This window comes from Massilia aurea (assembly GCF_024753205.1).
In the GTDB taxonomy this organism is placed as follows: Bacteria; Pseudomonadota; Gammaproteobacteria; order Burkholderiales; family Burkholderiaceae_D; genus Telluria; species Telluria aurea.
Map to the genome: position 1 here is coordinate 446,015 of NZ_JANUGZ010000001.1, position 24,496 is coordinate 470,510.

Consider the following 24,496-nt stretch of genomic DNA (forward strand, 5'->3'; position numbering starts at 1 on the left):
ATGATGACCGGATACCTGGGCGGGCAAGGTGCCGCCCAGGTATCTTCATGGGACCGAGTATACAGCCTGGGCCGGTGTGCGCCTAGAGCGCGCTGCGCTGCGCCGGCGTACGGCGCATGCCGAACCAGAAGCCCAGCAGGCACGGGATGCCGAGGGCGACGGCGGAGACAGCGTCCCAGATGCCGTCGCCCAGCAGCGCCGAGATCAGGCCAATGGTGGTGAGGATGCCGAGCACGATCGGCGCGCCCCAGATTTGTGATGGTGTGCGGATCATGGTCGTTCTCCGGTGAGTGTTGGCGTTGCCGGTAGCGGGTGCGCATGCGCGGCCACCTTGGTGGAAGCGTTGCCCGTCTTGCCCCGCTTGAGCCACAGGTACAGGCCCGTGCCCAGCAGGATGATGGTGGCGATGTCGAGTAGCGCCCACAGCAGCTTCATCGCCTGCCCGCCGTAGTCGCCGAAGTGCAGCGGCTGCGAGACCAGCAGGGCTTTCAGATACCACGGCAGTACCGGGGCGTCCGTCAGCTGGCCCGTGTTCGCATCAATCAGCACGGGCCGGTACATGCGCGAGCTGAACGCCTCGTTGCCGTTCATGTAGATGCCGTAGTGATGCTCGCTGCTGAAATCGGTGCCCGGGAACGCGACGAACGCCACGCGCATGCCCGGCAGCGCCGCCTTGGCCGTCTCGATCGCATCGTGCACCGACGCGGTGTGCGGCAGCGGCTTCTTGCCTTCGTACTGCTTGAGGATCTGCGCCAGTTCGTTCTTCTGGTAGTACTTGTACATCAGGTCGGCCCAGGTATTGATCATCCCGGTGCCACCGACGACGAACAGCCAGACCAGCGTGACGATGCCCAGCATATTGTGCATGTCGAGCCACTTCAGGCGCGCGCTGCGCTCCTTGCGCACGGTGCCGAAATCGAGCTTGCGCATGAACGGCGCATACAGCACGACGCCGCTGACGATGGCCACCAGCAGCAGCAAGGCCATGAAGCCCAGGAACAGCATCCCGGGCAGGCCCATGAACAGGTCGACGTGCAGCGCCAGCATCGTCGACATGAACACGCCGCCCTCGAAGGCCGGTTCGGTGATCACCTTCGTGGTGCGGGCATCGACGGCGATCGGCTTGTAGTTCGGGTCGTGCATATGGTCGGCCAGCGTGACGTTCCAGATCTCGGGCACGTCCGCCTCCTGCGAGATGAACATCGGCTTCTTGGCCGGGTACAGCTCCTTGGCCGACGCGATCACGGCGTCGACGTTCCCCTGCGGCATTGGAGTGGACAGCACGGGCGGCTCGACCTCGGTGCCCAGCAGGTGGCCGATTTCGTGGTGGTAGATCAGCGGCAGACCGGTCAGGCACAGCAGCAGCATGAAGATGGTGCAGATCAGGCTGCTCCACTTGTGGATCCAGCCCCAGCGGCGCAGGGAGACGGGTGACATGATGGTTGCGCGTGCCTATGGCAAGATTCAATGAGTCCAGAATAATAATCGTTCTCATTTACATTAGCAAGACGTGGAGATAGAATGCGCGCTACCCACCATTTATCCAGACTGCATCACATGACCACTCGCCGTTTCGTCCTGACCCCGGCCGCATTCGCCGCCGCCCTCCTCGTTGCAGGTACCGCATTCGCTCAGGACGGCGCGCCGGCCACGGACGACAGCGCCGTCCCGACCGTCGTCATCAGCGCGTCGGCCGACGCATCGGCCCAGGGCCTGCCGGCCGCCTACGCTGGCGGCCAGGTCGCGCGCGGCGGGCGTCTGGGCCTGCTGGGCAACGTCGACATCATGGACACGCCGTTCAACAGCACCAACTACACGCATGCGCTGATCCAGGACCAGCAGGCACGCAGCGTCGCCGACGTCGTCCAGAACGATCCGTCGGTACGCGTGGCGCGTGGCTTCGGTAACTACCAGGAGCTGTACATGATCCGCGGCTTCGCGGTCGGCTCGGACGACACCGCGTACAACGGCCTGTATGGCCTGCTGCCGCGCCAGTTCGTCGCGACCGAACTGGTCGAACGCGTTGAAGTGCTGCGCGGCGCCCACAGCTTCATCAACGGCGCGGCCCCTGCCGGCGGCAGCATCGGCGGCTCGATCAACCTGCTGCCCAAGCGCGCCCCCAACCAGGACCTGAGCGAAGTCACGCTCGGCGTCGAGACGGGTGGCCAGGGTTACGGCGCCATCGACTTGGGTCGCCGCTTCGGACCGGAAGGCCGCGCCGGCGTGCGCGTCAACGTTGCGCACCGCAAGGGCGACACCTCGGTCGATCGTGAAGGCCGTGAACTGAGCGTGTATTCGCTGGGCGTCGATTACCGCGGCCGGGGCTTCCGCCTGTCGGCCGACATCGGGGCGCAGGACCACGAACTGACCAATGCACGCCCGAGCGTGACACTGGGCGCCACCACCCCGATGATTGCCGCGCCAAGCGCCGACCGCAACTTCGCGCAGCCTTGGACCATTTCTGAAGAACGCCACACCTTCGGCACCGTGCGCGCTGAAGTCGACCTGGCCGGCGGCGCCGTCGCCTGGGCCGCACTGGGCGCGCGCAGCGGCCAGGAATACAACATCCTGTCCTCGATCACGGTCAACAACGCCAATGGCGACGGCACCATGACCCGCTTCGACAATATCCGCAAGGACCAGGTCCGCACCGGCGAGGTGGGCATGCGCGGCGCACTGCGTACCGGCTTCATCAAGCACATGCTCAGCGCCTCGGCCTCGGGCTTCCACAGCGAGTCGCGCAACGCCTACGGCTTCAGCGACTTCGCCGGCTTTGCATCGAACGTCTACACGCCGCGCGACGTGGCCCCGCCGTCGGCGTCGTTCTTCACTGCCGGTGACATGGCCAACCCGAGCGTGACGTCCAAGGCAATTTTGTCGAGCCTGGCGATCGCCGACACGCTGTCGCTGCTGGACGACAAGGTGCTGGTCAATCTGGGCCTGCGCCACCAGCGTCTCAAGGACTACGGCTACGACTACACCACCGGTGCCGGCCTGAAAGACGCAGCCTACGAGGCCAGCGAGAACACCCCGTTCGCCGCTGTCGTCTACCGCCCGCGCAAGGACCTGTCGGTGTATGCCAACTACAGTGAAGGCCTGCAGCGCGGCGCCGTCGCATCCGGCGTCAACATCGACAACCAGGGCGCGATCTTTGCGCCGTATGTATCGCGCCAGCGTGAAGCGGGCGTCAAGTACGACAGCGGCCGCTATGGCTTGAGCGCTGCCGTGTTCTCGACCAGCCAGCCGAGCGGCTATGTGCAGGATCGCGTGTTCGGCGTGTTCGGCGAACAGCGCAACCGTGGCCTGGAGCTGTCGATGTTCGGCAATCCGGTGCGCGGTCTGCGCGTGCTGGGTGGCCTGACATTGATCGACGCCGAGCAGCGCGTGACGGAAGGCGGCAGGAACCAGGGCAAGGATGCAATCGGCGTGCCAAAAACACAGCTGAACATCGGCGCCGATTGGGACGTGCCGGGCGTGCAGGGCCTGGCACTGAATGCCCGCACTGTCTACACGGCGACCCAGTACGCCGATGGCGCCAACACGCAGAAGCTGCCGTCGTGGACCCGCGTCGACCTGGGCGCAACCTACCGCACGACGTTCATGGACCGTGACCTGACGCTGCGCGCCCGCGTGGACAACGTCGCCGACAAGAACTACTGGGCCTCGGCCGGTGGCTATCCGGGTTCGGGCTACCTGGTGCTGGCGGCGCCGCGCACCGTGGCGGTGTCGGCAACCGTCGGGTTCTAAGCAGCTGTTTTGCTCATCGCTGCGCCTTGACGATCTGCAGGGCGCTGGCGATGGCGGTGCTGATGTCGCCCATATTCGCGGGCACGATCAGCGTGTTGTTGGTCTTGGCCAGGTTGGCGAAGGCGTCCACGTAATGCTCGGCCACGCGCAGGCTGACGGCGTCCATTCCGCCCGGTGACTGGATGGCGTCGCCCACCTGGCGCAGCGCCGACGCGCTGGCTTCGGCCAGCGCGACAATCGCGGTCGCCTCGCCCATCGCGCGGTTGATGGCGGCCTGCTTCTCCCCTTCCGAGCGCGCAATCGACGCCTCGCGCTCACCGCTGGCAATATTGATCTGCTCCTGGCGCCGGCCTTCCGACGCCGCGATCAGCGCCCGCTTTTCGCGTTCGGCCGTAATCTGGGCCTGCATCGCAGCAGGATCTCGGCCGGCGGGGTCAGGTCCTTGATCTCGTAACGCAGCACCTTCACGCCCCAGTTGGCGGCCGATTCATCGATCGCATTGACGATGTGGGTGTTGATATGGTCACGCTCTTCGAACGTTTTATCGAGTTCCATCTTGCCGATCACCGAGCGCAGCGTGGTCTGGGCCAGTTGCGTGATCGCCTGCAGATAGTTCGATGAGCCGTACGACGCGCGCATCGCATCGGTCACCTGGAAATACAGGATGCCGTCGACCTGCAACTGCGTGTTGTCGCGCGTGATACAGACCTGCGGCGGCACGTCGAGCGGGATTTCCTTGAGGCTATGCTTGTAGGCCACGCGGTCGACGAACGGCACCACGATGTTCAGGCCCGGCGCCAGCGTGGCGTGGTATTTGCCGAGGCGCTCGACGACCCAGGCGTTCTGCTGCGGCACGACGTTGATGGTCTTGAAGACGAAGACCAGCGCGATGACGAAGATGATCAGTGCGACGATGCTGAGGGTCGATTCCATGGGGTTCCCTGTGATGTTGGTGTGAATCCGGATTGGCTGAAACGTGGCTGGCCTACTGGCGCGCCACGATGAGGCGATTACCCTGCACTTCGACGATCTCGTGCTCGCCCGGCTGCGCGTCCTGGCCGCTCTGCAGTTCGACGTCCCACAAGGCGCCGCGGTACATCACGCGGGCACGCCCGCCATGCCACTGCGGCACACTCACGCGCTGGCCGATGTCGAGGTTGATGCTCGGGTCATTCGCAGCCGGGCGCCGCCCGCTGCGGGCAAAGCGCGTGCGGCGCAGAACCAGCGTGGCGGCAATGCCAATCGCCGCCGCGACGAGCGTCTGCAGCGCGCCGCTCGCGCCCAGCCACGCAGCCAGTGCGCCGAACACGAGGCCCAGCGCGATCATCAAGAGGTAGAACGTGCCAATGAACAGCTCCGCCACAATCAATATGCCGGCTCCGATCAGCCAGTAGGTCCAGTCGGCCATGTGTGTCTCCTTTTTATTGTGGTGAAAAAAAACCCTCGCTACCCGGAATGGATAGCGAGGGCCTCGCGAGCACCGGATGCCCGCCCTTGCTTACATTTTCGCCAGCTTCTGCCAGGTGTCGATCACCGAGTCAGGATTGAGCGACATCGACTCGATGCCCTCTTCCACCAGCCACTGCGCGAAATCAGGATTGTCCGATGGACCCTGGCCGCAGATGCCGATGTACTTGCCCTTGGCGCGGCAGGCCTTGATCGCCATCGACAGCAGCGCCTTGACGGCCGGATCGCGCTCGTCGAAGTCCTTGGCCAGCAGCTCCATGCCCGAATCGCGGTCCAGGCCCAGCGTGAGCTGGGTCAGATCGTTCGAACCGATCGAGAAGCCGTCGAAGAACTCGAGGAACTGCTCGGCCAGGATGGCGTTGGATGGCACTTCGCACATCATGATCAGGCGCAGGCCGTTCTCGCCGCGCACCAGGCCATTCTTGGCCAGCAGGTTCACGACTGCCTCGGCCTGGCCGAGCGTACGCACGAACGGGATCATCAGCTCGACGTTGGTCAAGCCCATCTCGTTACGCACGCGCTTCATGGCCGTGCACTCCATCGCGAACGATTCGGCGAAATCGTCGGCCAGGTAACGCGCCGCGCCGCGGAAGCCCAGCATCGGGTTTTCTTCGTCCGGCTCGTAGCGCGAACCGCCGATCAGCTTCTTGTACTCGTTCGACTTGAAGTCGGACAGGCGTACGATGACCGGCTTTGGCCAGAACGCGGCAGCGATCGTCGAGACGCCTTCGACCAGCTTGTCGACATAGAACGCGCGTGGCGATGCGTGGCCACGGGCGACCGATTCGACGGCTTTTTTGAGGTCGGCGTCGATGTTCGGGTACTCGAGGATCGCCTTCGGGTGCACGCCGATATTGTTGTTGATGATGAACTCGACGCGCGCCAGGCCCACGCCGCTGTTCGGCACCGACTGGAAGTCGAAGGCCAGCTGCGGGTTGCCGACGTTGAGCATGATCTTGGTTTTGATCGGTGGCAGTTCGCCACGCGCGACTTCGGTCACTTCGGTTTCCAGCAGGCCGTCGTAGATCATGCCTTCGTCGCCTTCGGCGCACGAGACGGTGACCAGGGTGCCGTCCTTGAGGACGTCGGTCGCATCGCCACAGCCGACGACGGCCGGCACGCCCAGCTCACGCGCGATGATCGCCGCGTGGCAGGTGCGGCCACCACGGTTGGTGACGATCGCTGCGGCGCGCTTCATGACCGGCTCCCAGTTCGGATCGGTCATGTCGGCCACCAGCACGTCGCCCGGCTGGACGCGGTCCATTTCGGACGGGTCGGTGATCACGCGCACGCGGCCGGCGCCGATCTTCTGGCCGATCGCGCGGCCGTGGGTCAGCACGGTGCCGGTGCCCTTGAGGTGGAAGCGCTGCTGCGCATCGGTCGACTTCTGCTGCGATTTGACGGTCTCGGGACGCGCCTGCAGGATGTACAGCTTGCCGTCGCGGCCATCCTTGCCCCACTCGATGTCCATCGGACGGCCGTAGTGGTTTTCGATGATGACGGCGTACTTGGCCAGCTCGATGATTTCTTCTTCGACCAGCGAGTAGCGGTTGCGCATTTCGATCGGCACGTCGACGGTCTTGACCGAGCGGCCGGCCTTGGCTTCGGCGGTGAATTCCATCTTGATCAGCTTGGAGCCGATATTGCGGCGGATGACGGCCGACTTGCCCATTTCGAGCATCGGCTTGTGGACATAGAATTCGTCCGGGTTCACCGCGCCCTGCACGACGGTCTCGCCCAGGCCGTAGCTCGACGTGATGAACACGACGTCCTTGAAGCCCGATTCGGTATCGATGGTGAACATGACGCCGGCCGCGCCGGTGTCCGAGCGCACCATGCGTTGCACGCCGGCCGACAGCGCGACTTCGGCGTGGGTGAAGCCCTTGTGCACGCGGTACGAGATCGCGCGGTCGTTGTACAGCGACGCGAACACGTGCTTCATCGCCTCGAGCACGTTGTCGATGCCGACGACGTTCAGGAACGATTCCTGCTGGCCCGCGAACGATGCATCCGGCAAGTCTTCGGCGGTGGCCGACGAACGCACGGCGAACGAGACTTCGGTTTCCGAGTCGGCGAACAGGCGCTCGTAGAAGTTGCGGATCTCTTGTTCGAGGCGCGGCTGGAATGGCGTGGCGACGATCCATTCGCGGATCTCGGCGCCGGCGACGGCCAGCGAGCGCACGTCGTCGATGTCGAGATTGTCGAGGCGACGCGCGATGCGCTCGCCCAGCGACGCGCCGCCGTCGATGCTGTGATCGAGGAAGTCGCGGAAGGCATCGGCCGTGGTGGCAAAGCCGGTTGGCACGCGCACGCCGGCGCCGGCCAGTTGGCTGATCATTTCGCCGAGGGACGCGTTCTTGCCGCCGACCGACTCGACGTCGGTCATGCGCAAGTCTTCGAACGACGCGACGTAGACGCTGTCGGCCTGCCCCGGTTGGATCGCTGCAGTAGCTGGATTGGTCATGATAAAAAACACCTTACTTTGATGATGGAAACCTGTTGGCGCATCGGTGCAAGGCGGGGCGCGATTCGCGTATTCTTGTTATTCTCGCCCGCGTGCAGCACAATGCAAAATCCGTTGCCGAGCATTCTACCCCGCAAGTCGGGGATGTGCAGCGCACTTTACATGCAACTCTGTCAGCAAAGCTTAACAAACAGACCATGATCGACGATCCCCAGTCCCTGCCCGCACTGGCGCCGGCCCCTTCCCGCACCGTGTTCTTCGTCTCCGACGGCACCGGCATCACCGCGGAGACGTTCGGTCACGCGGTCCTGAGCCAGTTCGAGATGCGCTTCCGGCAGATTCGCCTGCCCTTCATTGACTCCATCGAAAAGGCGCACGACGCCGCGCGCCGCATCAATGACAGCTTCGCGCTGCATGGCCAGCGCCCAATCGTGTTCTCGACCCTGGTCAAGCACGACCTGTCGAGCGTGATCCGCTCGGCCAAGGGCATGCACATGGACCTGTTCCAGACCTTCGTGGCCCCGCTCGAACAGGAACTGGACGTCAAGTCGACGCACACGATCGGCCGCATTCACAACGCGGTCGACAGTGAAGAATACAAGAACCGCATCGAAGCCATCAATTTCTCGCTGGCGCACGACGACGGCCAGTCGCACAAGAACCTGGCCGATGCCGATGTCATTCTGGTCGGGGTGTCGCGCTCGGGCAAGACGCCAACCAGCCTGTACCTGGCAATGCAATACGGTCTGAAAGCCGCAAACTACCCGTTGATCCCGGACGATTTCGAACGCGGCCGCCTGCCGAGCAACCTGCCGCCGTACAAGGCCAAGCTGTTCGGCCTGACAATCACGCCCGAGCGCCTCTCGCAAATCCGCAACGAACGCCGCGCCGGCAGTAAATACGCGTCCATCGAAAACTGCCGCTACGAAGTCAACGAAGCCGAACTGCTGATGCGCCGCGAAGGCATCCGCTGGCTCTCGTCAACAACGAAATCCATCGAAGAAATCGCGACGACGATCCTGCAGGAGATCGCCCCCGACCGCCGCGAGTACTGAACCATCAGGGCCGCTCTGCGTTACGGTCCGGCGCGGGGCGCCAGCAGGTGCGGCCCGATCTCGCGCACCGACTGCACGCCGGTGAGGACCATCGTGGTGCGCAAGTCCTTTTCCATGATCTGCAACAGGCGCTCGACCCCGGCCTGGCCCTGGGTCGCCAGCGCATACACGAAGGCGCGGCCAAGCAGCACGCCATCGGCGCCCAGCGCCAGCATGCGAAATACATCGGTGCCGGTGCGCACGCCGCCATCGGCGAAGATCGTCATCTGTCCCTTGACTGCGGCCGCGATGGCCGGCAGCGCCGCTGCGCTCGATGGCGCGCCGTCGAGCTGGCGCCCGCCGTGGTTCGAGACCACCATGCCGTCGGCGCCGAAGGCCAGCGCGTCGCGCGCGTCGTCCGGGTCGAGAATGCCCTTGATGATGAGCTTACCCTGCCACTCGTCGCGAATCCACTGCAGGTCGGGCCAGGCGATGCCCGGGTCGAAATTGGCGCCTAGCCAGCCGATGTAGTCGGCCAGGCCAGTGACGCTACCGCGGTAGGCCGAGATATTGCCCAGGTCATGCGGGCGCCCGAACAGGCCGACGTCCCAGGCCCAGCGCGGGTGCAGCGCCGATTGCAGCACGCGTCGCAGCGGGGCGTTCGGGCCGCTCATGCCACTGTGGGCGTCGCGGTAGCGCGCACCCGGCACCGGCATGTCCACGGTGAATACGAGCGTCCTCGAACCCAGCTCCCACGCGCGGCGCATCACGTCGCGCATGAAACCACGGTCCTTCAGCACGTACAGCTGGAACCAGATCGGGTGCGAGGCTTGCGCCGCCACCTCGGCCAGCGGACATACCGAGACGGTCGACTGGATGAACGGAATGTTGCGGCGGCAGGCGGCGCGCACGGCCTGCACCTCGCCGCGCCGCGCATACATGCCGGTCAGGCCGACCGGCGCCAGCGCGATCGGCAGCGCATAGTCTTCGCCAAACCACTGCACACCCAGGTCCTGCGTTTCGGAGCCGCGCAGCACGCGCTGGCGCAGGCCGATCGCCTGCAGGTCGTCGACGTTGCTGCGCAGGGTCTGCTCGGCGCCAGCGCCGCCGTCGAGATAGTGGAACAGGAACGGCGGCAAGCGCCGGCGCGCTGCCTGGCGAAAATCGGTGGCGGACGAAATGATCATGGACGGTGTGCGAGGCGGCGCTGTGAGCGGATCGAACCGGCAGTGTATGCCGGCCTGCCCGCGCCCGTCCATTGCCGGGTGCGGATAATCAGCGCCGTGAGCGCACAGGCCGTATTGACGGCAAGGGTAAACGCTCAAGCGCCTGATTAAATGGACCGCCCGGGCGCCAACCGGTTGACACGTTCCAAACGGAAAATGAATACTCGGCCAGATGACACCCCTACCCCACCTCGATCTGCTGCAGCGCGGCGCAGCCCTCGGCCTGCTGGTGCTGACCTGTACCGCCTGCACCACCCCAGGGCGGCAACGCGAGGCGCTCGATCGCGGCGTCGTCGCGATCCATACCCAGGCCGGCAACTTCGTCAGCTGGCGCGCACTCGGTACCGACGACCCGTCCACCGCCTTCAACCTGTACCGCGACGGCGTGCGCGTGAACGCCACGCCGCTCGGCGCCACCAATCTCGTCGACACCGGCAGCGCGAGCAGCGCCACCTACAGCGTGCGCGCAGTGGTGCGAGGGGCCGAGCGCAACGACGGCGCCCGCGCCGTCGCCACCTGGCCCCAACCGTTCAAGACCATCCCACTGCGCAAGCCCGCGGGCGGCGTGGAGCCCGACGGCACGCCGTTTACCTATGTGGTCAACGATGGCTCGGCCGCTGATCTCGACGGCGATGGCGCCTACGAACTGCTGGTCAAGTGGCAGCCGACCAATGCGCACGACAATGCCCACCGGGGCCATACCGGGGCGACCCTGATCGACGCCTACCGGCTCGACGGCACGTTCATGTGGCGCATCGACCTGGGGCGCAATATCCGCGCCGGCGCGCACTATACGACCTACCTGGCCTTCGACTTTGACGGCGACGGGCGCGCCGAGCTGATGGCCAAGACGGCCGATAGCACCGTGGACGGCGCGGGCAAAGTGATCGGCGACGCCAGCGCCGACTACCGCAACAAGGATGGTTTTATCCTGGAAGGCCCGGAGTTCCTGACCGTGTTCGACGGCCGTACCGGCGCAGCGCTGGCCAGCAGCCCGTACACGCCGCCACGCGGCGACGTCGCGGCCTGGGGCGATACGAGCGGCAACCGGGTCGACCGCTTCCTCGGCGGCGTCGCCTACCTCGATGGTGCGCGCCCGAGCGCGATCTTCGCGCGCGGCTACTACACGCGCGCCGTGGTGGCGGCCTGGGACTGGCGCGGCGGACAGCTGACGCAGCGCTGGGTGTTCGACAGCGACGTCCCGGCCAACAAGAGCGCCGCCGGCCAGGGCGCGCACTGGCTGGCAGTGGCCGACGCCGATGGCGACGGCCGCGACGACATCGTGTATGGCGCGGCGACCATCAGGAGCGACGGCACGCTGATGTACAGCACGGGCCTGTGCCACGGCGACGCGCTGCACGTCGGCAAGCACATGCCGAACCGCCCCGGCCTGCAGGTGTTCATGGTCCACGAGTCGCCCGCGTGCTACCGCGGCCATGGCGCCGAGATGCACGATGCCGCCACCGGCGAAGTCCTGTGGCACATCCCGGGCACCATTGATGTGGGCCGCGGCATCTGCATGGACATCGACCCCGCTCACCCGGGCAACGAGTGCTGGGCCAGCACTGGCGGCATCACCAATCCCGTGGGTGGTCTCTACAACGCGGCCGGCGTGCAGATCTCGGCCGTGCGGCCGCGCTCGCTCAATTTCGGCCTGTGGTGGGACGGCGACCTGCTGCGCGAGTCGCTCGACGGCACCAGGATCGACAAGTGGAACCCGCAGGCGCAGCGCCTCGAGCCGTTGATCGACGCTGCGCTTTATGGCGCCGCGTCGATCAACGGCACCAAGGCCAATCCCGTGCTGTCGGCCGACCTGTTCGGCGACTGGCGCGAAGAAGTCGTCTGGCGCAGCGTCAACGACGACGCGCTCCTCGTGTTCTCCACCACCGCGCCGACGCGTTACCGGATTCCGACGCTGATGCACGATTCGCAGTACCGGGTGCAGGTGGCGGCGCAGAACGCGGCCTACAACCAGCCACCGCATCCCAGCTTCTTCCTTGGCGAAGGCATGACGCCGCCGCCCGCTTCCCAACAGCCTTGAAAACGCTCCCGCCATGATCCTGCGACTTTCCCTTGCCGCCTTCGCTTGCTTCTTTGCGTTCGACGCGGCCGCCGCCGAACGCCTGTCCGTCACCGCCAGCCACGCGCTCGACATCGCACGGCTGGCCGAAACCATCGCGATTCCCTGGACCCGCGTCAACGAGGCGCTGCCGCAGGCGCGCTCGCAGCAGCTGGTCATCAAGGACGCGGCTGGGCGCAGCCTGGCCTACCAGGTCACCAACCTCAATGCCACAGCCAAGGACCCGCAGATGGTCGGCGTGGCCTACGGTGAACTGCTGTTCCAGCACGACTTCAAGGCGGGCGAGAAGAGCGCCACCTTCACCATCGAGAAGGCTACGGCCGTCGTGGCGCCGTTCCCGCCCAAGACCTACGCACGCTTCGTCAAGGAGCGCCTCGACGACTTCGGCTGGGAAAACGACAAGCTGGCGCACCGCGCTTATGGCCCGGCGCTCAAAGCGCCAGCGCCGGCCGGCAGCGACAAGGAAGTACTGGCCACAAGCGGCATGGACATCTGGTTCAAGCGCGTGCCGTATCCGATTGTCGACCGCTGGTACAACATCGGCCACGACCACTACCACGTCGACCTGGGCGAAGGCATCGACATGTACAACGTCGGCACCACCCGCGGCGCCGGCGGCACCGGCATCTGGGACGGCAAGACGCTGCACGTCGGCGCCAACTACACCGACTGGACCATCCTGGCCAATGGCCCGATCCGCACCGTGTTCGAACTGCGCTACGACGCCTGGGACGCCGCCGGCGTCAAGGTCACGGAGGTCAAGCGCTTCACGGTCGACGCCGGCCGCTACTTCGACCGCATCGACAGCACCTTCACGTTCACCGGCCCGTCGACGCTGACTGCCGCCGTCGGTCTGAACAAGCGCCCGAGCGACAAGGGCCAGGAAGTGAAGGTCGAGTTCAGCGAGAACAAGGCCGACGGCAGCCTGGTGCAGTGGGTGACGCAGCGCAGCCTGGGCGACTTCGGCGTGGCCCTGATCGTGCCGCCGGCGTCGGGCTTTGCCGCCGACGAGCGCAATGCGCTGGTAACGGCGCCGGTTACGTCCGGCCAGCCGATCAGCTACCACGTCGGCGCCGCCTGGACCCGTGGCAGCCCGTTTGCCACCCAGGCCGACTACAGGAAGCACGTGACGGACGAAGCGGCGCGCCTGCGCGCGCCGGTGCGAGTGAACGTGAACGTGACGGCGGGACGCTGACGATGGCGCCGCTGTCACGACGCGCGTTCTTCAAGTCCGGCGCGCTGGCGGCGGCGCTGCCGCTGGGCGTGCGCGCCGGCCAGGCCGCCGCACCGGCTGCCGTCGCCGCCCCGGGCACGGTGGACCTGGCCTGGCTGGAAGGCACGCCCGCTCTCATGACCGGCACCACGTTCGGCGTGCCATGGCCGCGCGGCGCCTGCCGCAAGGACCAGGCGTTTATCCTGTCCGGCGATGATGGCGACATCGCCAGCCAGAGCTGGCCGACCGCCTACTGGCCGGATGGCTCGCTCAAGTGGACGGCGCATGCGCTGCCGCCGCAGTCCCGGGTGCCCGGACGCCTGCACCTTCGCGCCGCGAGCGCGGCCGCACCCACAGGCACGCGGCTGGCGATCACCCAACGCGCGGACGCGATCATCGTCAACACCGGCGTCATCGAATGCACGATCCCGCGCCACGGCGCCGAGCTTGTGCAAAGCATCAGCCGCGGCGGGCGCGAGATCGCACGCGCCGGCAAGCTGGTGGCCCTGTGCGACGACAGCCCCGAAGGCAGCGCGCGCCAGCGCACCTACGAAAGCCGGCTCGATCGCGTGACGCTCGAGCAGAACGGGGTGCTGCGCAGCGTGGTCAAGCTCGAAGGCATGCACCGCGCCGTTGATGGCAAGCGGGCCTGGCTGCCATTCACGGTGCGCCTGTACTTTTACGCCGGCGCCGAATCGGTGCGCATCATGCACACCTTCGTGTTCGATGGCGACGAACAGAAGGACTTCGTGCGCGGCCTGGGGCTGCGTTTCGACGTGCCGCTCACGGATGCGCCACACGACCGCCACGTGCGCTTCGCCGGCGACGCGGGCGGCCTGTGGGCCGAGGGCGTGCGCAACCTTACGGGTCTGCGGCGCGATCCGGGCGACGCGGTGCGCAAGGCGCAGCTTGCGGGCCTGGCCACGCCGCCGATGGCTGAGCGCGTCAGCAAATCGCTGCACCTGATCCCGGCCTGGGGCGACTACAGCCTGGCGCAGCTCTCGCCGGACAGCTTCCGCATCCGCAAACGGACCAAGGCCGGCCACGGCTGGATCGATGCGGCCTGGGGCCGGCGCGCGCCAGGGCTGGGCTACATCGGCGGCGCCAGCGGCGGCCTGGCCTTCGGCATGCGTGACTTTTGGCAGCGCCATCCGACCCAGCTCGACGTGCGCAACGCCCACACCGAGGCGGCGCAGGTGACCTTGTGGATCTGGTCACCCGACGCGCCGGCGATGGACCTGCGCTTCTACCACGACGGCATGGGCATGCAGTCGCACGCCGACGAGCTGCAGGCGCTGGACGTGACCTACGAGGATTACGAAAAAGGCTTCGGCACGCCGGTGGGCGTGGCGCGCAGCAGCGAATTTACCCTGTGGGCGCTGGATGCCACGCCGGCGCGCGAGACGATGGTACGCATGGCCGCCGCCGTCCAGACCCCGCCGCAGCTGGTCGCGGCGCCCGCCCACATCCTGGCCACGCGCGTGTTCGGCAACCTGATCGCGCTCCCTGACCGCTCCACACCCGCCAGGGCGCACATCGAAGACCGGCTGGACGCCCATTTCGCGTTCTACCGCGACGAGGTCGAGCAGCGCAGCTGGTATGGCTTCTGGGACCACGGCGACGTGCGCCACACCTACGACACCGACCGCCACGAGTGGCGCTACGACGTCGGCGGCTATGCCTGGGCCAACTCGGAACTCTCGCCCGACCTGTGGCTGTGGTACGCGTTTTTACGCACCGGCCGCGCCGACATTTTCCGGATGGGCGAAGCGATGGTGCGCCACACGAGCGACGTCGACACCTACCACTTGGGCCGGTTCGCGGGCCTGGGCACCCGCCACAATGTCCAGCACTGGGGCTGCAGCGCCAAGCAGGTACGCATCAGCACCGCGGTCTACCGCCGCATGTACTATTACCTGACGGCCGACGAGCGCACGGGCGACGTGATGCGCGAGGTGCTCGACGCCGACCGCCGGCTCGACGCAGTCGACCCGGTACGCAAGCTCGCCAACCAGCCACCCAAGGGACCGTATCCCGTGCGCGCCAGCTTCGGTACCGACTGGGCGTCGCTGGCCGCCAACTGGCTCACTGAATGGGAACGCAGCGGCGACACCCGCTACCGCGACAAAATCGTGACCGGCATGCGCGACATCGCCGCCATGCCGCACGGCTTCTTCAGCGCCGAGCGCATGGGCTACGAACCGGAGACCGGCCGCCTGCACAATATGGCGGGCGAGAACGTCAAGGCGTCGCACCTCAATGCCGTGTTCGGAGCGGTCGAAGTGTTCGACGAGCTGATTGCCCTCACGGGCGACAAGGACTTCGAGCGCGCCTGGGTCGACTACTGCGCCCTGTACAGCGCGCCGAAAGAAGAACAGGCGCGCCGCCTGGGCAAGCCGCATGGCGGGTCGGACGTCCTCGTGATCGGCCACTCGCGCCTGACGGCGTACGCCGCCTGGAAGCGCAACGACCCGGCACTGGCGCGCCGCGCCTGGAGCGAATTTGCCAGTGCCGCACGGCCCTACCCGCCATTCGTGGCGCGCAAGGTCGATGGCCCCGCCACGCTCAATCCCATCACCGAGGTACCGTGGGTCACGACCAACGACACCGCGCAATGGGGCCTGGCGGCGATCCAGAACCTGGCGCTGATCGGCGACGCGCTGCCACCCACCTGATCCGATGTCACCGCCATGACCATCCGTTCACTTGCTCTCGCTCTCACTGTGGCCACGCTGCTGGCCACGCAGGCGCATGCTGCCGCGCCGACCCGGTTCGTGTTCGGCGCCGCGGCCGCACCCGCGGGCCACACCCGGGTCGCCCCCGGCACGCTCTACGACGCCGCGCGCGGCTACGGCTTCGAGCCCGGCGCCGAGGGCAACGCCCGCTATTTTTCAGTGGACCTCCCCGAGGGCAACTACGCCGTCACCGTCGTGCTGGGCGACGATGGACGCGCAACGGCGACGACCGTCAAGTCGGAACTGCGCCGCCTGATGCTCGAGAACGTGTTTACTGCCCCCGGCCAGAGCGTCGTGCGCACCTTTGTCGTGAACGTGCGCACGCCGCGCATCGCCGCAGTGCCGGGTGTCGCCGCAGGCGTCGTCGACCTGAAGGCCCCACGCGAGACCGAGACCGAAGCCTGGAACTGGGACGGCCGTCTCACCCTTGAATTCAATGGCAGCCCAACCGCCGTGCAGCACCTGGAGATCGTGCCAGTTACCGTACCGACGCTGTTCCTGCTGGGCGACTCCACCGTCAGCGACCAGCCGGGCGAACCGTTCAACAGCTGGGGCCAGATGCTGCCGCGCTTTTTCGGGCCAGGCGTCGCCATCTCGAACCATGCGCAATCGGGCGAAACCTACCGCGATTCGCTGGCGCGCCGCCGCATCGACAAGATCCTGAGCATGATGCAGCCGGGCGACACGCTGCTGATGCAGTTCGGCCACAACGACCAGAAGCAGATCAAGGATGGCCGCAGCGGCCCGTTCACCACCTATAAGGCGGAAATCAAGACCCACATCGACGCGGTGCGGGCGCGCGGCGGCCTGCCGGTGCTGGTCTCGCCGGTGGAACGGCGCGCCTTCGACGAGGCCGGCCAGGTCAAGCCCTCGCTGACCGACTACGCCGAAGCGGCGCGCCAGAGCGCACGTGAACTGGGCGTGCCGTTCATCGACCTGAACACGTACAGCAAGACGATCTATGGGGCGCTGGGCGTCGAAGGATCGACAGCGGCCTTCGCGTCGCCGGCACCAGGCAACCTGGACAACACTCACCACAACAGCTACGGCAGTTACCTGATGGCCAAGGCGATTGCGCTGGGCATGCGCCAGGCTGGCATCCCACTCGCGGTTCACCTGGTGCCGGAGTTCCGCTTTGACCCGGCCCATCCCGATCCGGTGGCCCGTTTCACAGTGCCACCCAGCCCGCGCCGCACGGAGCAGCGGCCCCTCGGCGACGAGGGCAATCCGCTCGTCGGCGGCACGGCAGCCAACGGGAGCACGCAATGAAGCGCCGTCGTGCACTGGGCCTGCTGGCCGGCGGCCTGCTCGGCGGTTGCAGCGCGATGCAGGGCAGTGCCCGTCCGGGCGAAGAGCAGGCCTATCTGTTCTCCTACTTCCTGGGCAACGGCGCCGATGGCCTGCACTTTGCCGCCAGCCGCGATGGTTATCAATGGGACGCGCTGCGCGGCGGCGCCAGCTTTCTGACGCCGACCGTCGGCAAGACCCGGCTGATGCGCGACCCGTGCATCGCGCGCGGCCCGGACGGCATGTTCCACATGGTGTGGACCAGCGGCTGGAACGATACCGGCATCGGCTACGCGTCCTCGCCGGACCTCGTGCAGTGGTCGACCCAGCGCGACCTGCCGGTGATGGGGCACGAGCCGCAGGCGCTCAACGCCTGGGCGCCCGAGATCATTCACGACGCGGCGCGCGGCCACTTTTTGATCCTGTGGGCGTCGACGATTCCCGGCCGCTTCCCGCAGACCGAGGCCGAAGGCGACGCCGCCGGCGACAAGAAGTACAACCACCGCATCTACGCTACCACCACGAAGGACTTCATCAGCTTCACGCCAACGACGCTGTTCTACGAACCGGGCTTCTCGGTCATCGATGCCACCTTCGTGCAGGCACTGGGCCGCGACTGGCTGGTGGTGAAGGACGAGACGCGGTATCCGCCAAAGAAGTACCTGCAGGTCGCCGCCGCCGACAGCCTGCAGGGGCCATTCGGCCTGCTGGGCGCGCCGATCACGCCGCCGGGGCTGTGGGCCGAAGGGCCAAGCGGCTTGCAGGTGGGCGACGAAGTGATCCTGTATTTCGACGCCTACACCGCCGGGCATTACGGCGCGCTGCGTTCGCGCGACATGCGCCAGTGGGAAGACGTCAGCGCGCGCATGCGCTTTCCGCACAAGATGCGGCACGGGACCGCGTTCGCGGCGCCGGTCAGCCTGGTCGAACGCCTCAGGGCGCTGGCGCCCTGAATACGAAAGCTGCGAAAGCGCGCAGCCCTCGCGAAATCAGTCGCGGCCGCCCTGGAACATCAGGCCGCTGTCGTTCAGCCCGAACTTGAACTTCTTGTTCATCTCGATGATCTCGGCGCCTGCCAGCAGCGTCGGGCCATAGCCGTGCGCTGCCTTCACGCTGGTCGGGCGGTAGGCATAGAAGGCCGGATCGAACGCCATGCCGGTGCCAACGCAGATCCCCTCGATCTCGCCATTCTGCTTGACCTTGCTGGCCACCGCATTCCAGGCCAGGTTGGCCATCGGCCCGTACATCGCCGCATCGACGTAGCCGCGGTTGACCGCGCGCGCGATGGCGTATGAATAGATCGCGGTGGCCGAGGTCTCCTGGTAGGTGTCGTTGCGGTCGATCAGCTGGTGCCAGAATCCGTCGCGGCTCTGGTAGCTGGCCAGGCCACGGATGTGCGCGCGCAGCTGCTCGAGCACGACGTTGTAGCCCTTGTGGGTCTTCGGCAGCACTTCCAGCACCTCGACCATCGACATCACGGCCCAGCCATTTGCGCGCGCCCAGCGCAGTTCGGGATGATCGCGCATGCCTTCGACGTAGCCATGCATGTAGATACCGAGCTTCGGATTGAACATGCGTTTTGAGAACTGCTGCACCTGGCGCACTGCGTCATCGTAGTACTTGGTGTCGCCCGTCGTCTTGCCCAGATACGCCATGGTCGGCACGCCCATGAACATGTCGTCCAGCCAAAGGGTGTCGGGCAGCGGTCGCATCTTGCGGCCACCCTTGCCATCCGGCCCACCGCGCGCGAGCGTGCCATCCTTCAGGCGATACTCCTTGTTGGTCACGAAGTCGCCGCAGATGCCGATCATCTGGCTGTAGTCGACCTTTGATCCGGCGACCTTCGACTTCATGAAGCTGTGGCACAGCGCGCCGACATCGTCCAGCGCGTGCGGATTCAAAAAGCCCTTGATCGGTGCATGCGAGTTCGCCGTATCGGCGCGTACGACCGGCAGGTAGGCCTTGGTCAGCTGCGACAACAGCGTGTGGCGTCTGGTGACGTAGTCCTGGTAACGCGCGTCGCCCGTGGCCTGGGCCGCGGCCAGCATGCCGATATAGGTCACGCCCCACTCATAGCTGTTCAGGCGGAAGTCGCCCGGCTTGAGCACCGCGTTCGGATTGGCCGTCGCGGCATCGGTAATGGCGGCGCCCGTGGTCTTGTCGATCAGTTCAGCGGGCGTGGTGCGCTCGAGGTACGTGAACACGCGGTCCAGCACGGTCTTGATCTCGGCCGCGTCCATCGCGCGGTACGGCGTCGGATACTTCACCTCCAGCGCATGCAGCATGGCGTCGGCTGGTGCCGGTCCCTTTTCCTGCGGTGGCGGCGCGTGCTGCGCGCTCGCGTTCAGGGACAACGGGAACAGGCCCGCGACGAGAATGGCCATCAGGGTCTGGCGCGGCTTGAGGAAATGCATGGGTGAAGTCTCCTTGTTATTTGATGTGATGGATGGTCAGTCCGTCGATCGTCTGGCGCGACCATGTGGTACGAAAACCGAAATACCCGCGCGTGAGGGGCCGCGGGTCGTGATAGGTGAACAGGTCACGGCCGTCCACGCGCATGCGCGTACAGCCGTCGCGCACGAGGATCTCGATCCGGTAGTCGCGGTTCGCCTCGAGCAGGTCGGTCGGCGCCAGGCGCTCGCCGACCAGTTCGCGCTTGCCGGCGCCGTAGCGGCGCATGCGGGTGGTCGTGTTGTCGTTGCCGCCGATGCCGGCGTAGTACAGGTCCAGGTCGTCGTACTCCTCGAATACGCCGGACCGGGTAAACAGGCTGGCGCGATGGGGATCCTGCGCCATCCAGAAGTGGTTCAGGTCCGACAGCCGGTCGTTCGGCCCGCCCTCCACCACCACCCTGCGCGTGTAGGCGATCAACAGATTGCCCGACAGCGGTTTGTCGAGCCAGACGGTGGCGCCCGAATCGACGTCGAGCAGCAGGCGGCCGTCGACGTTGGCGACCTTGTTGCCTGGCTTGCGTGCGTACTCGCTGATGTAGCCCGTCAGCGGGCCGTCGAAATCGTCCCGGTGCAGCAGCGCGCCGCGCTCGCCCCAGGTGTCGCACTGCTGGCCAACCCCCTGCGCCGCGAAGTACGGGCGCAGCGGTTCGCCCGGCAGTGCGGCCAGGCCGGCGACAACCTGGCGCGCATTGAATTCGGCGCCGGCGGCGTTCGTGTGGGTGCGCGCGTCGGAAAAGAAGGTATCGACCTTTGCCGCCCCAATGGCGCGGTAGGCGTCCGACACCAGCAGCGTCAGGTCCATGAAATGGGCGCCGCTGCTGCGCGCGACCTCCCGGCCCCAGTCGGCAAAATTGGCGAAGTCGCGCTCGTCCTGCCACTTGTCGCGGTGCGGGATCGGCGAGGCAATGACAACGGTCGCGCCTTTTGCTTTGGCGTCGGCCACGTAGCGCGCCAGGTACCAGCCGAAGCTGTGCACCTGTTCCTTGCTGCCGTCGGGACGGGTGTCCTCGACCGTGTCGGGCCCGGTGCCGGGCGCCGATGCGCGATTCTTCGAGGCCGGGTCGCCAATGCGCCCGCCGTCATTGTGGCCGAACTGGATCAGCACCACGTCTCCGCGCTTGAGCTGAGCCACGACCCGGTCCCAGCGCCCTTCGGTAAAGAATGTACGGCTGCTGCGCCCGCCGATGGCGGCATTGACCACATTGATCCGGCGCGTGTCAAACCACGGCGTGATGCGCTCACCCCAGCCGATCGCGCCATTCTGGCCGCCGCTCTTGACGGTGGAGTCGCCCACCAAAAACAGGGTTGGCAGCGCCGGGTCGCGCGCTGCCTCGTCGCGCACGGTGCGCGCGTCGACCACAGGCCGTACGTCGTCCACGGGCTTGAGGAACACCGCCATGCGCGCATCGCCCAGGGCTTTCAGTTCGGAAGCCACCACCTGCGCATTGAGCGACGCGCCGGCCCAGTTGGTGTGGATGCGCTCCTCGGGCACGGTGGCCGGGAACATCGCCATCACGCCCTCGCGGCCCAGCGCGTCGTAGCGCCGCGCCACCAGTTCGTTCAGGTCGATGAAGCCGACCTGTTCGCTGCGCGCCACTTCCCTCGCCCAGCCGGCATAGTCGGCGCGGTTGCGGCGCACGGTGCCCTGCTCCGGGCCTTCGTCGATCCAGGCCTTGCGCGGGATGAGCGAGGCAACGACCGGCGTTGCGCCCTTCGCGCGCGTATCGGCGATGAACTTGCGCAGGTACCAGCCGTAGCTGTGCACCGTTTCGCGCTTGCCGGTCAGGAGGTTGTCGATCTCCTGCACATCGTCGCCCACGCCGCGGATCGAGCCCCGCGCGCGCTTGTCGTCGTTGACGGGCGACGCGTCGTTGTGCCCGAACTGCATGATCACGATGTCGCCCGGCTTGACCAGGGCCAGCGTGCGCGCCCAGTGCCCGCTGCTGATGTAGGTGCGGCTCGACAGCCCGCCCACCGCGCGGTTGACCAGGTTGACCTTCGACGCATCGACATGGGCCGCCAGCGGATTGCCCCACCCCCACTGCCCTTGCGCGCCCTTGCCCTGGCCGTCGTCGTGGCCGTTGCGCGCGGTGGAGTCGCCAATCAGGATGATCGATGGCAGCGCCGGATTGGCCGGCTCGGGCAGCACGACCTGGGCGCGCGCAGGGTCCGTATTGACGGCCGCGGCCGCCGCCGGCGCCTGCACACGCGCCGCGGCGCCGGCCAGCAGGAGCCAGGCAAGCACGAAGGCAAGCACCGGGGCCAGTATGCGATGCGGGGCGCGCACGGATGTCATCGTCAGGGTCTCCATGGTCTTGTTGTAGGCAGATTTTATGCGGCGCTGCTGGCAGCAGCAGTCAAACCGCAGAAAGAATCAACAAACTGATTGGAATTGAGCAATACGTACTGCAACAATGAGCGGACAACATCCACAATACGGAGACACTCCCATGCGCCCTCTTTTCACGTCCGCGATCGGCCTGGCCGTCGCGCTGCTGCTGTGCACCGATGCGTCGGCCCATATCGGCAAACGCTTCCCGTCCGAGCGCAAGCTCGTCAAGGACCCGGTCACCGGCACGATGCTCACCTTCCTGACCAGCAAACCGCACGGCGACTCGAAGATCTACCCGACCCACCCGCAATGGACGTCGGACGGCAAGTGGCTCGTGTTCCGCTCGACCCTGGCCGGCAGCGAGGCGCTGGCGGTCAATGAGCAGACGGGCGACCTGGTCCAGGTGACCGAAGGCGGCTACACCGGCATGCTGAACCTGGCGCGCAAATCGATGAAGCTGTATTACATGCGCAAGGCCGATACCGGCCTGCAGATCGTCGAGACCGACCTGGCGCGGGTGCTGGCCGACAGCGCCGCCAAGCGCATGCAGCCGGCGGGCACGTACCAGCGCGTGGTCTCGAATCTGCCAGCCGAACTGGAAGCAGGCGGCGACCTCGCGCTCGACGCCGACGAAGAGTGGGTCTACTTCAAGGTTGGCCCCGGCCAGGCCGCCAAGCACCTCGCGCCGGGCACGAAGATCGAAGCAGCGTTCGGCCCGCGCCAGATGGGCGCCGGCCCGCAGGGCATCGCGCGCCTGAACGTGCGCACCGGCGAAGTCAAACACGTGGTCTCGGTGCCGTTCCAGGTTGGCCACATCCAGGCCAACCTGTGGAACCCGGGCGAGATCGTGTTCTGCTGGGAGACCGGCGGCAAGTCGCCGCAGCGCACCTGGACCGTGCGCGCCGACGGCACCGGCCTGCGTCCGCTGTACCCGGAAGCGTCGTATGAATGGGTCACGCACGAAGCAGTGATCTCGAAGGACGAAGCGGCGATGGCGATCATGGGCCACCGCGCCATTCCCGGCGCGGCGGCCGCGGTCGCCGGCCCCGCCACCAGCGTCGGCGGCGCCAACCCCGGCCAGGACGATGGCTGGGGCGTCACCGGTACCCGCGAGAAGCCGACGGGCCTGGCGATCGTCAACCTGCGCACGCGCCAGATGCAGATCGTCGGCCAGACCGAATCGGGCAGCGGCCTGTGGCACGTGCATGGCTCGAGCGATGGGCGCTTTGCCGTCGGCGACGATTTCAGCCGCAGCGTCTACCTGATCGACCGCCGCACCCGCGAGATGATGATGCTGACCACCGGCCACAAGACGACGGCTGCCGACCATCCGCACCCGACCTTCAATGCCGACGGCACCCGCATCCAGATCCAGTCCGCCATGCTGGCCGAAGACGGCCGCTCGATGAACATCGTGGTGGTGCCGGTACCGGATGCTTGGCTCAAACGCGGCGCGCTGGCGCGCTGATCGAAAGGACGACGCGATGCATGCATCCAGAAGAACCACCCTGCACGCAATCGGCGCCGGCATGCTGGCGGCCGCCATCCCGCTGCACGGCCGCGCGGCCGCGTCCACCGTGCTGCCCCTGTGGCCCGAGGGCGTGCCGGGCATGCGCGCCGGCCTCGGGCCCGAACAGACAGAGAACGGCCGTGTCAGCCAGGTGGTCGATCCGGACCTCACGGTCTACCTGCCGGCAGTCGACCGCCCGAACGGCACGGCCGTGATCGTGTGCCCAGGCGGCGGCTACGAGCGCCTGTCGATGGACCGCGAGGGCGAGCAGACCGCGCGCTGGCTCACCACGCTCGGCGTCACCGCCTTCGTGCTCAAGTACCGCATGCGCGACTTCGGCCACCCGGCGCCGCTGCAGGACGTACTGCGCGCCGTGCGCCTGGTGCGCTCGGAAGCGACGCGCTTCGGCGTGCGGCCGGACCGGATCGGCGTGATGGGCAGTTCGGCTGGCGGCCACCTGGCCGCGAGCGCCGGCACGCTGTTCGACCATCGACTGGGCCGCACCGGCGCGGTGCTCGACGGCGTCAGCGCGCGGCCCGATTTTCTGATGCTGATGTATCCGGTGATCACGATGGACGGCCCCGCCGTACACGCGGGCTCGCGCAAGGCGCTGCTGGGCGCCACGCCCAGCCCTGCCGACATCGCGCTGATGTCGCTCGAACGCCAGGTGACGGCGCGCACCCCGCCCACCCTGCTGATCCACACCCAGGCCGACCAGGCGGTGCCGGTCGAGAACAGCATCCTGTTCTACCAGGCGCTCACGCGCGCGAAGGTGCCGGCCGAGATGCTGCTGTTCGAGCAAGGTTCGCACGGGATGGGCATGCGCGATGGACTGGGCACCGCCTCGCTGTGGCCGCGCCGGGCCGAGGAATGGCTGCGGGCGCGGGGGTTGTTGGATCGCGCCGGGTGACTGGCGCTTCCGGCCAAAAACGTTCGATCGTTTTCGTA

16 protein-coding genes and 1 pseudogene are annotated in these 24,496 nt (G+C 66.8%); 9 read left to right on the forward strand and 8 right to left on the reverse strand.

Annotated elements, in window-relative coordinates:
* Positions 1–82: 82 nt before the first annotated feature.
* Both NX775_RS01865 and NX775_RS01870 read right to left on the reverse strand, forming a co-directional pair.
* Positions 83–274, reverse strand: coding sequence for a hypothetical protein (locus NX775_RS01865; protein WP_183552938.1), 192 nt, complete (start codon positions 272–274; stop codon positions 83–85).
* Positions 271–1,437 carry a PepSY-associated TM helix domain-containing protein gene (locus NX775_RS01870; RefSeq protein ID WP_258834450.1) on the reverse strand — a complete coding sequence of 389 codons (1,167 nt, stop codon included), beginning with the start codon at positions 1,435–1,437 and terminating at the stop codon, positions 271–273. The genes NX775_RS01865 and NX775_RS01870 overlap by 4 nt, the downstream gene beginning before the upstream one ends.
* A gap of 120 nt (positions 1,438–1,557) precedes the next feature.
* Between NX775_RS01870 and NX775_RS01875 the strand changes: the two genes are divergently transcribed.
* Positions 1,558–3,747 (forward strand): TonB-dependent receptor, encoded by a 2,190-nt coding sequence (locus tag NX775_RS01875; protein WP_258834451.1) that lies wholly within the window; start codon positions 1,558–1,560, stop codon positions 3,745–3,747.
* Between the two features lie 13 nt (positions 3,748–3,760).
* On the opposite strand, the pseudogene NX775_RS01880 reads toward NX775_RS01875, so the two are convergent.
* From NX775_RS01880 to ppsA, 3 genes and pseudogenes are all read right to left on the reverse strand, one after another.
* A pseudogene (locus NX775_RS01880) lies at positions 3,761–4,680 on the reverse strand (SPFH domain-containing protein).
* A gap of 52 nt (positions 4,681–4,732) precedes the next feature.
* Positions 4,733–5,155 (reverse strand): NfeD family protein, encoded by a 423-nt coding sequence (locus tag NX775_RS01885; protein WP_258834452.1) that lies wholly within the window; start codon positions 5,153–5,155, stop codon positions 4,733–4,735.
* Positions 5,156–5,245: 90 nt separating this feature from the next.
* On the reverse strand, positions 5,246–7,678 hold the full coding sequence (ppsA, locus tag NX775_RS01890; RefSeq protein ID WP_258834453.1) for a phosphoenolpyruvate synthase: 2,433 nt from the start codon (positions 7,676–7,678) through the stop codon (positions 5,246–5,248).
* 197 nt (positions 7,679–7,875) lie between these two features.
* On the opposite strand from ppsA, the gene ppsR reads away from it, so the two are divergent.
* Complete coding sequence (gene ppsR / locus NX775_RS01895; RefSeq protein WP_183552950.1) at positions 7,876–8,733, forward strand: posphoenolpyruvate synthetase regulatory kinase/phosphorylase PpsR; 858 nt, start codon at positions 7,876–7,878, stop codon at positions 8,731–8,733.
* A gap of 20 nt (positions 8,734–8,753) precedes the next feature.
* On the opposite strand, the gene lldD is transcribed toward ppsR, so the two are convergent.
* The gene (lldD, locus tag NX775_RS01900; RefSeq protein ID WP_258834454.1) at positions 8,754–9,899 is read right to left on the reverse strand and encodes an FMN-dependent L-lactate dehydrogenase LldD; all 1,146 of its coding nucleotides are present in this window, start codon (positions 9,897–9,899) and stop codon (positions 8,754–8,756) included.
* A gap of 211 nt (positions 9,900–10,110) precedes the next feature.
* Here lldD and NX775_RS01905 point away from each other — a divergent pair, with 211 nt between their 5' ends.
* From NX775_RS01905 to NX775_RS01925, 5 genes are read left to right on the forward strand one after another with little or no spacing between them, the layout of a single operon-like run.
* Positions 10,111–11,979, forward strand: a complete 1,869-nt coding sequence (locus NX775_RS01905; protein WP_258834455.1) for a rhamnogalacturonan lyase — start codon at positions 10,111–10,113, stop codon at positions 11,977–11,979.
* 13 nt (positions 11,980–11,992) lie between these two features.
* Positions 11,993–13,213 carry a DUF4861 family protein gene (locus NX775_RS01910; protein WP_258834456.1) on the forward strand — a complete coding sequence of 407 codons (1,221 nt, stop codon included), beginning with the start codon at positions 11,993–11,995 and terminating at the stop codon, positions 13,211–13,213.
* A 2-nt stretch (positions 13,214–13,215) separates the two neighbouring features.
* On the forward strand, positions 13,216–15,906 hold the full coding sequence (locus tag NX775_RS01915) for an exo-rhamnogalacturonan lyase family protein (RefSeq protein ID WP_258834457.1): 2,691 nt from the start codon (positions 13,216–13,218) through the stop codon (positions 15,904–15,906).
* Between the two features lie 15 nt (positions 15,907–15,921).
* Positions 15,922–17,235, forward strand: a complete 1,314-nt coding sequence (locus NX775_RS01920) for a rhamnogalacturonan acetylesterase (protein WP_258834458.1) — start codon at positions 15,922–15,924, stop codon at positions 17,233–17,235.
* A complete protein-coding gene (locus tag NX775_RS01925; protein WP_258834459.1) occupies positions 17,232–18,206 on the forward strand; it encodes a glycoside hydrolase family 43 protein in 975 nt (324 codons plus the stop codon). Before NX775_RS01920 ends, NX775_RS01925 begins: the two co-directional genes overlap by 4 nt.
* A gap of 36 nt (positions 18,207–18,242) precedes the next feature.
* On the opposite strand, the gene NX775_RS01930 is transcribed toward NX775_RS01925, so the two are convergent.
* Together NX775_RS01930 and NX775_RS01935 are read right to left on the reverse strand one after the other, a co-directional pair.
* The gene (locus NX775_RS01930) at positions 18,243–19,667 is read right to left on the reverse strand and encodes a glycoside hydrolase family 88/105 protein (RefSeq protein WP_258834460.1); all 1,425 of its coding nucleotides are present in this window, start codon (positions 19,665–19,667) and stop codon (positions 18,243–18,245) included.
* A gap of 16 nt (positions 19,668–19,683) precedes the next feature.
* Positions 19,684–22,002, reverse strand: a complete 2,319-nt coding sequence (locus NX775_RS01935; protein WP_258834461.1) for a DUF6250 domain-containing protein — start codon at positions 22,000–22,002, stop codon at positions 19,684–19,686.
* 154 nt (positions 22,003–22,156) lie between these two features.
* Between NX775_RS01935 and NX775_RS01940 the strand changes: the two genes are divergently transcribed.
* Both NX775_RS01940 and NX775_RS01945 read left to right on the forward strand, forming a co-directional pair.
* On the forward strand, positions 22,157–23,506 hold the full coding sequence (locus NX775_RS01940; RefSeq protein WP_258834462.1) for a TolB-like translocation protein: 1,350 nt from the start codon (positions 22,157–22,159) through the stop codon (positions 23,504–23,506).
* Between the two features lie 16 nt (positions 23,507–23,522).
* On the forward strand, positions 23,523–24,458 hold the full coding sequence (locus NX775_RS01945; RefSeq protein ID WP_258834463.1) for an alpha/beta hydrolase: 936 nt from the start codon (positions 23,523–23,525) through the stop codon (positions 24,456–24,458).
* Positions 24,459–24,496 lie beyond the last annotated feature (38 nt).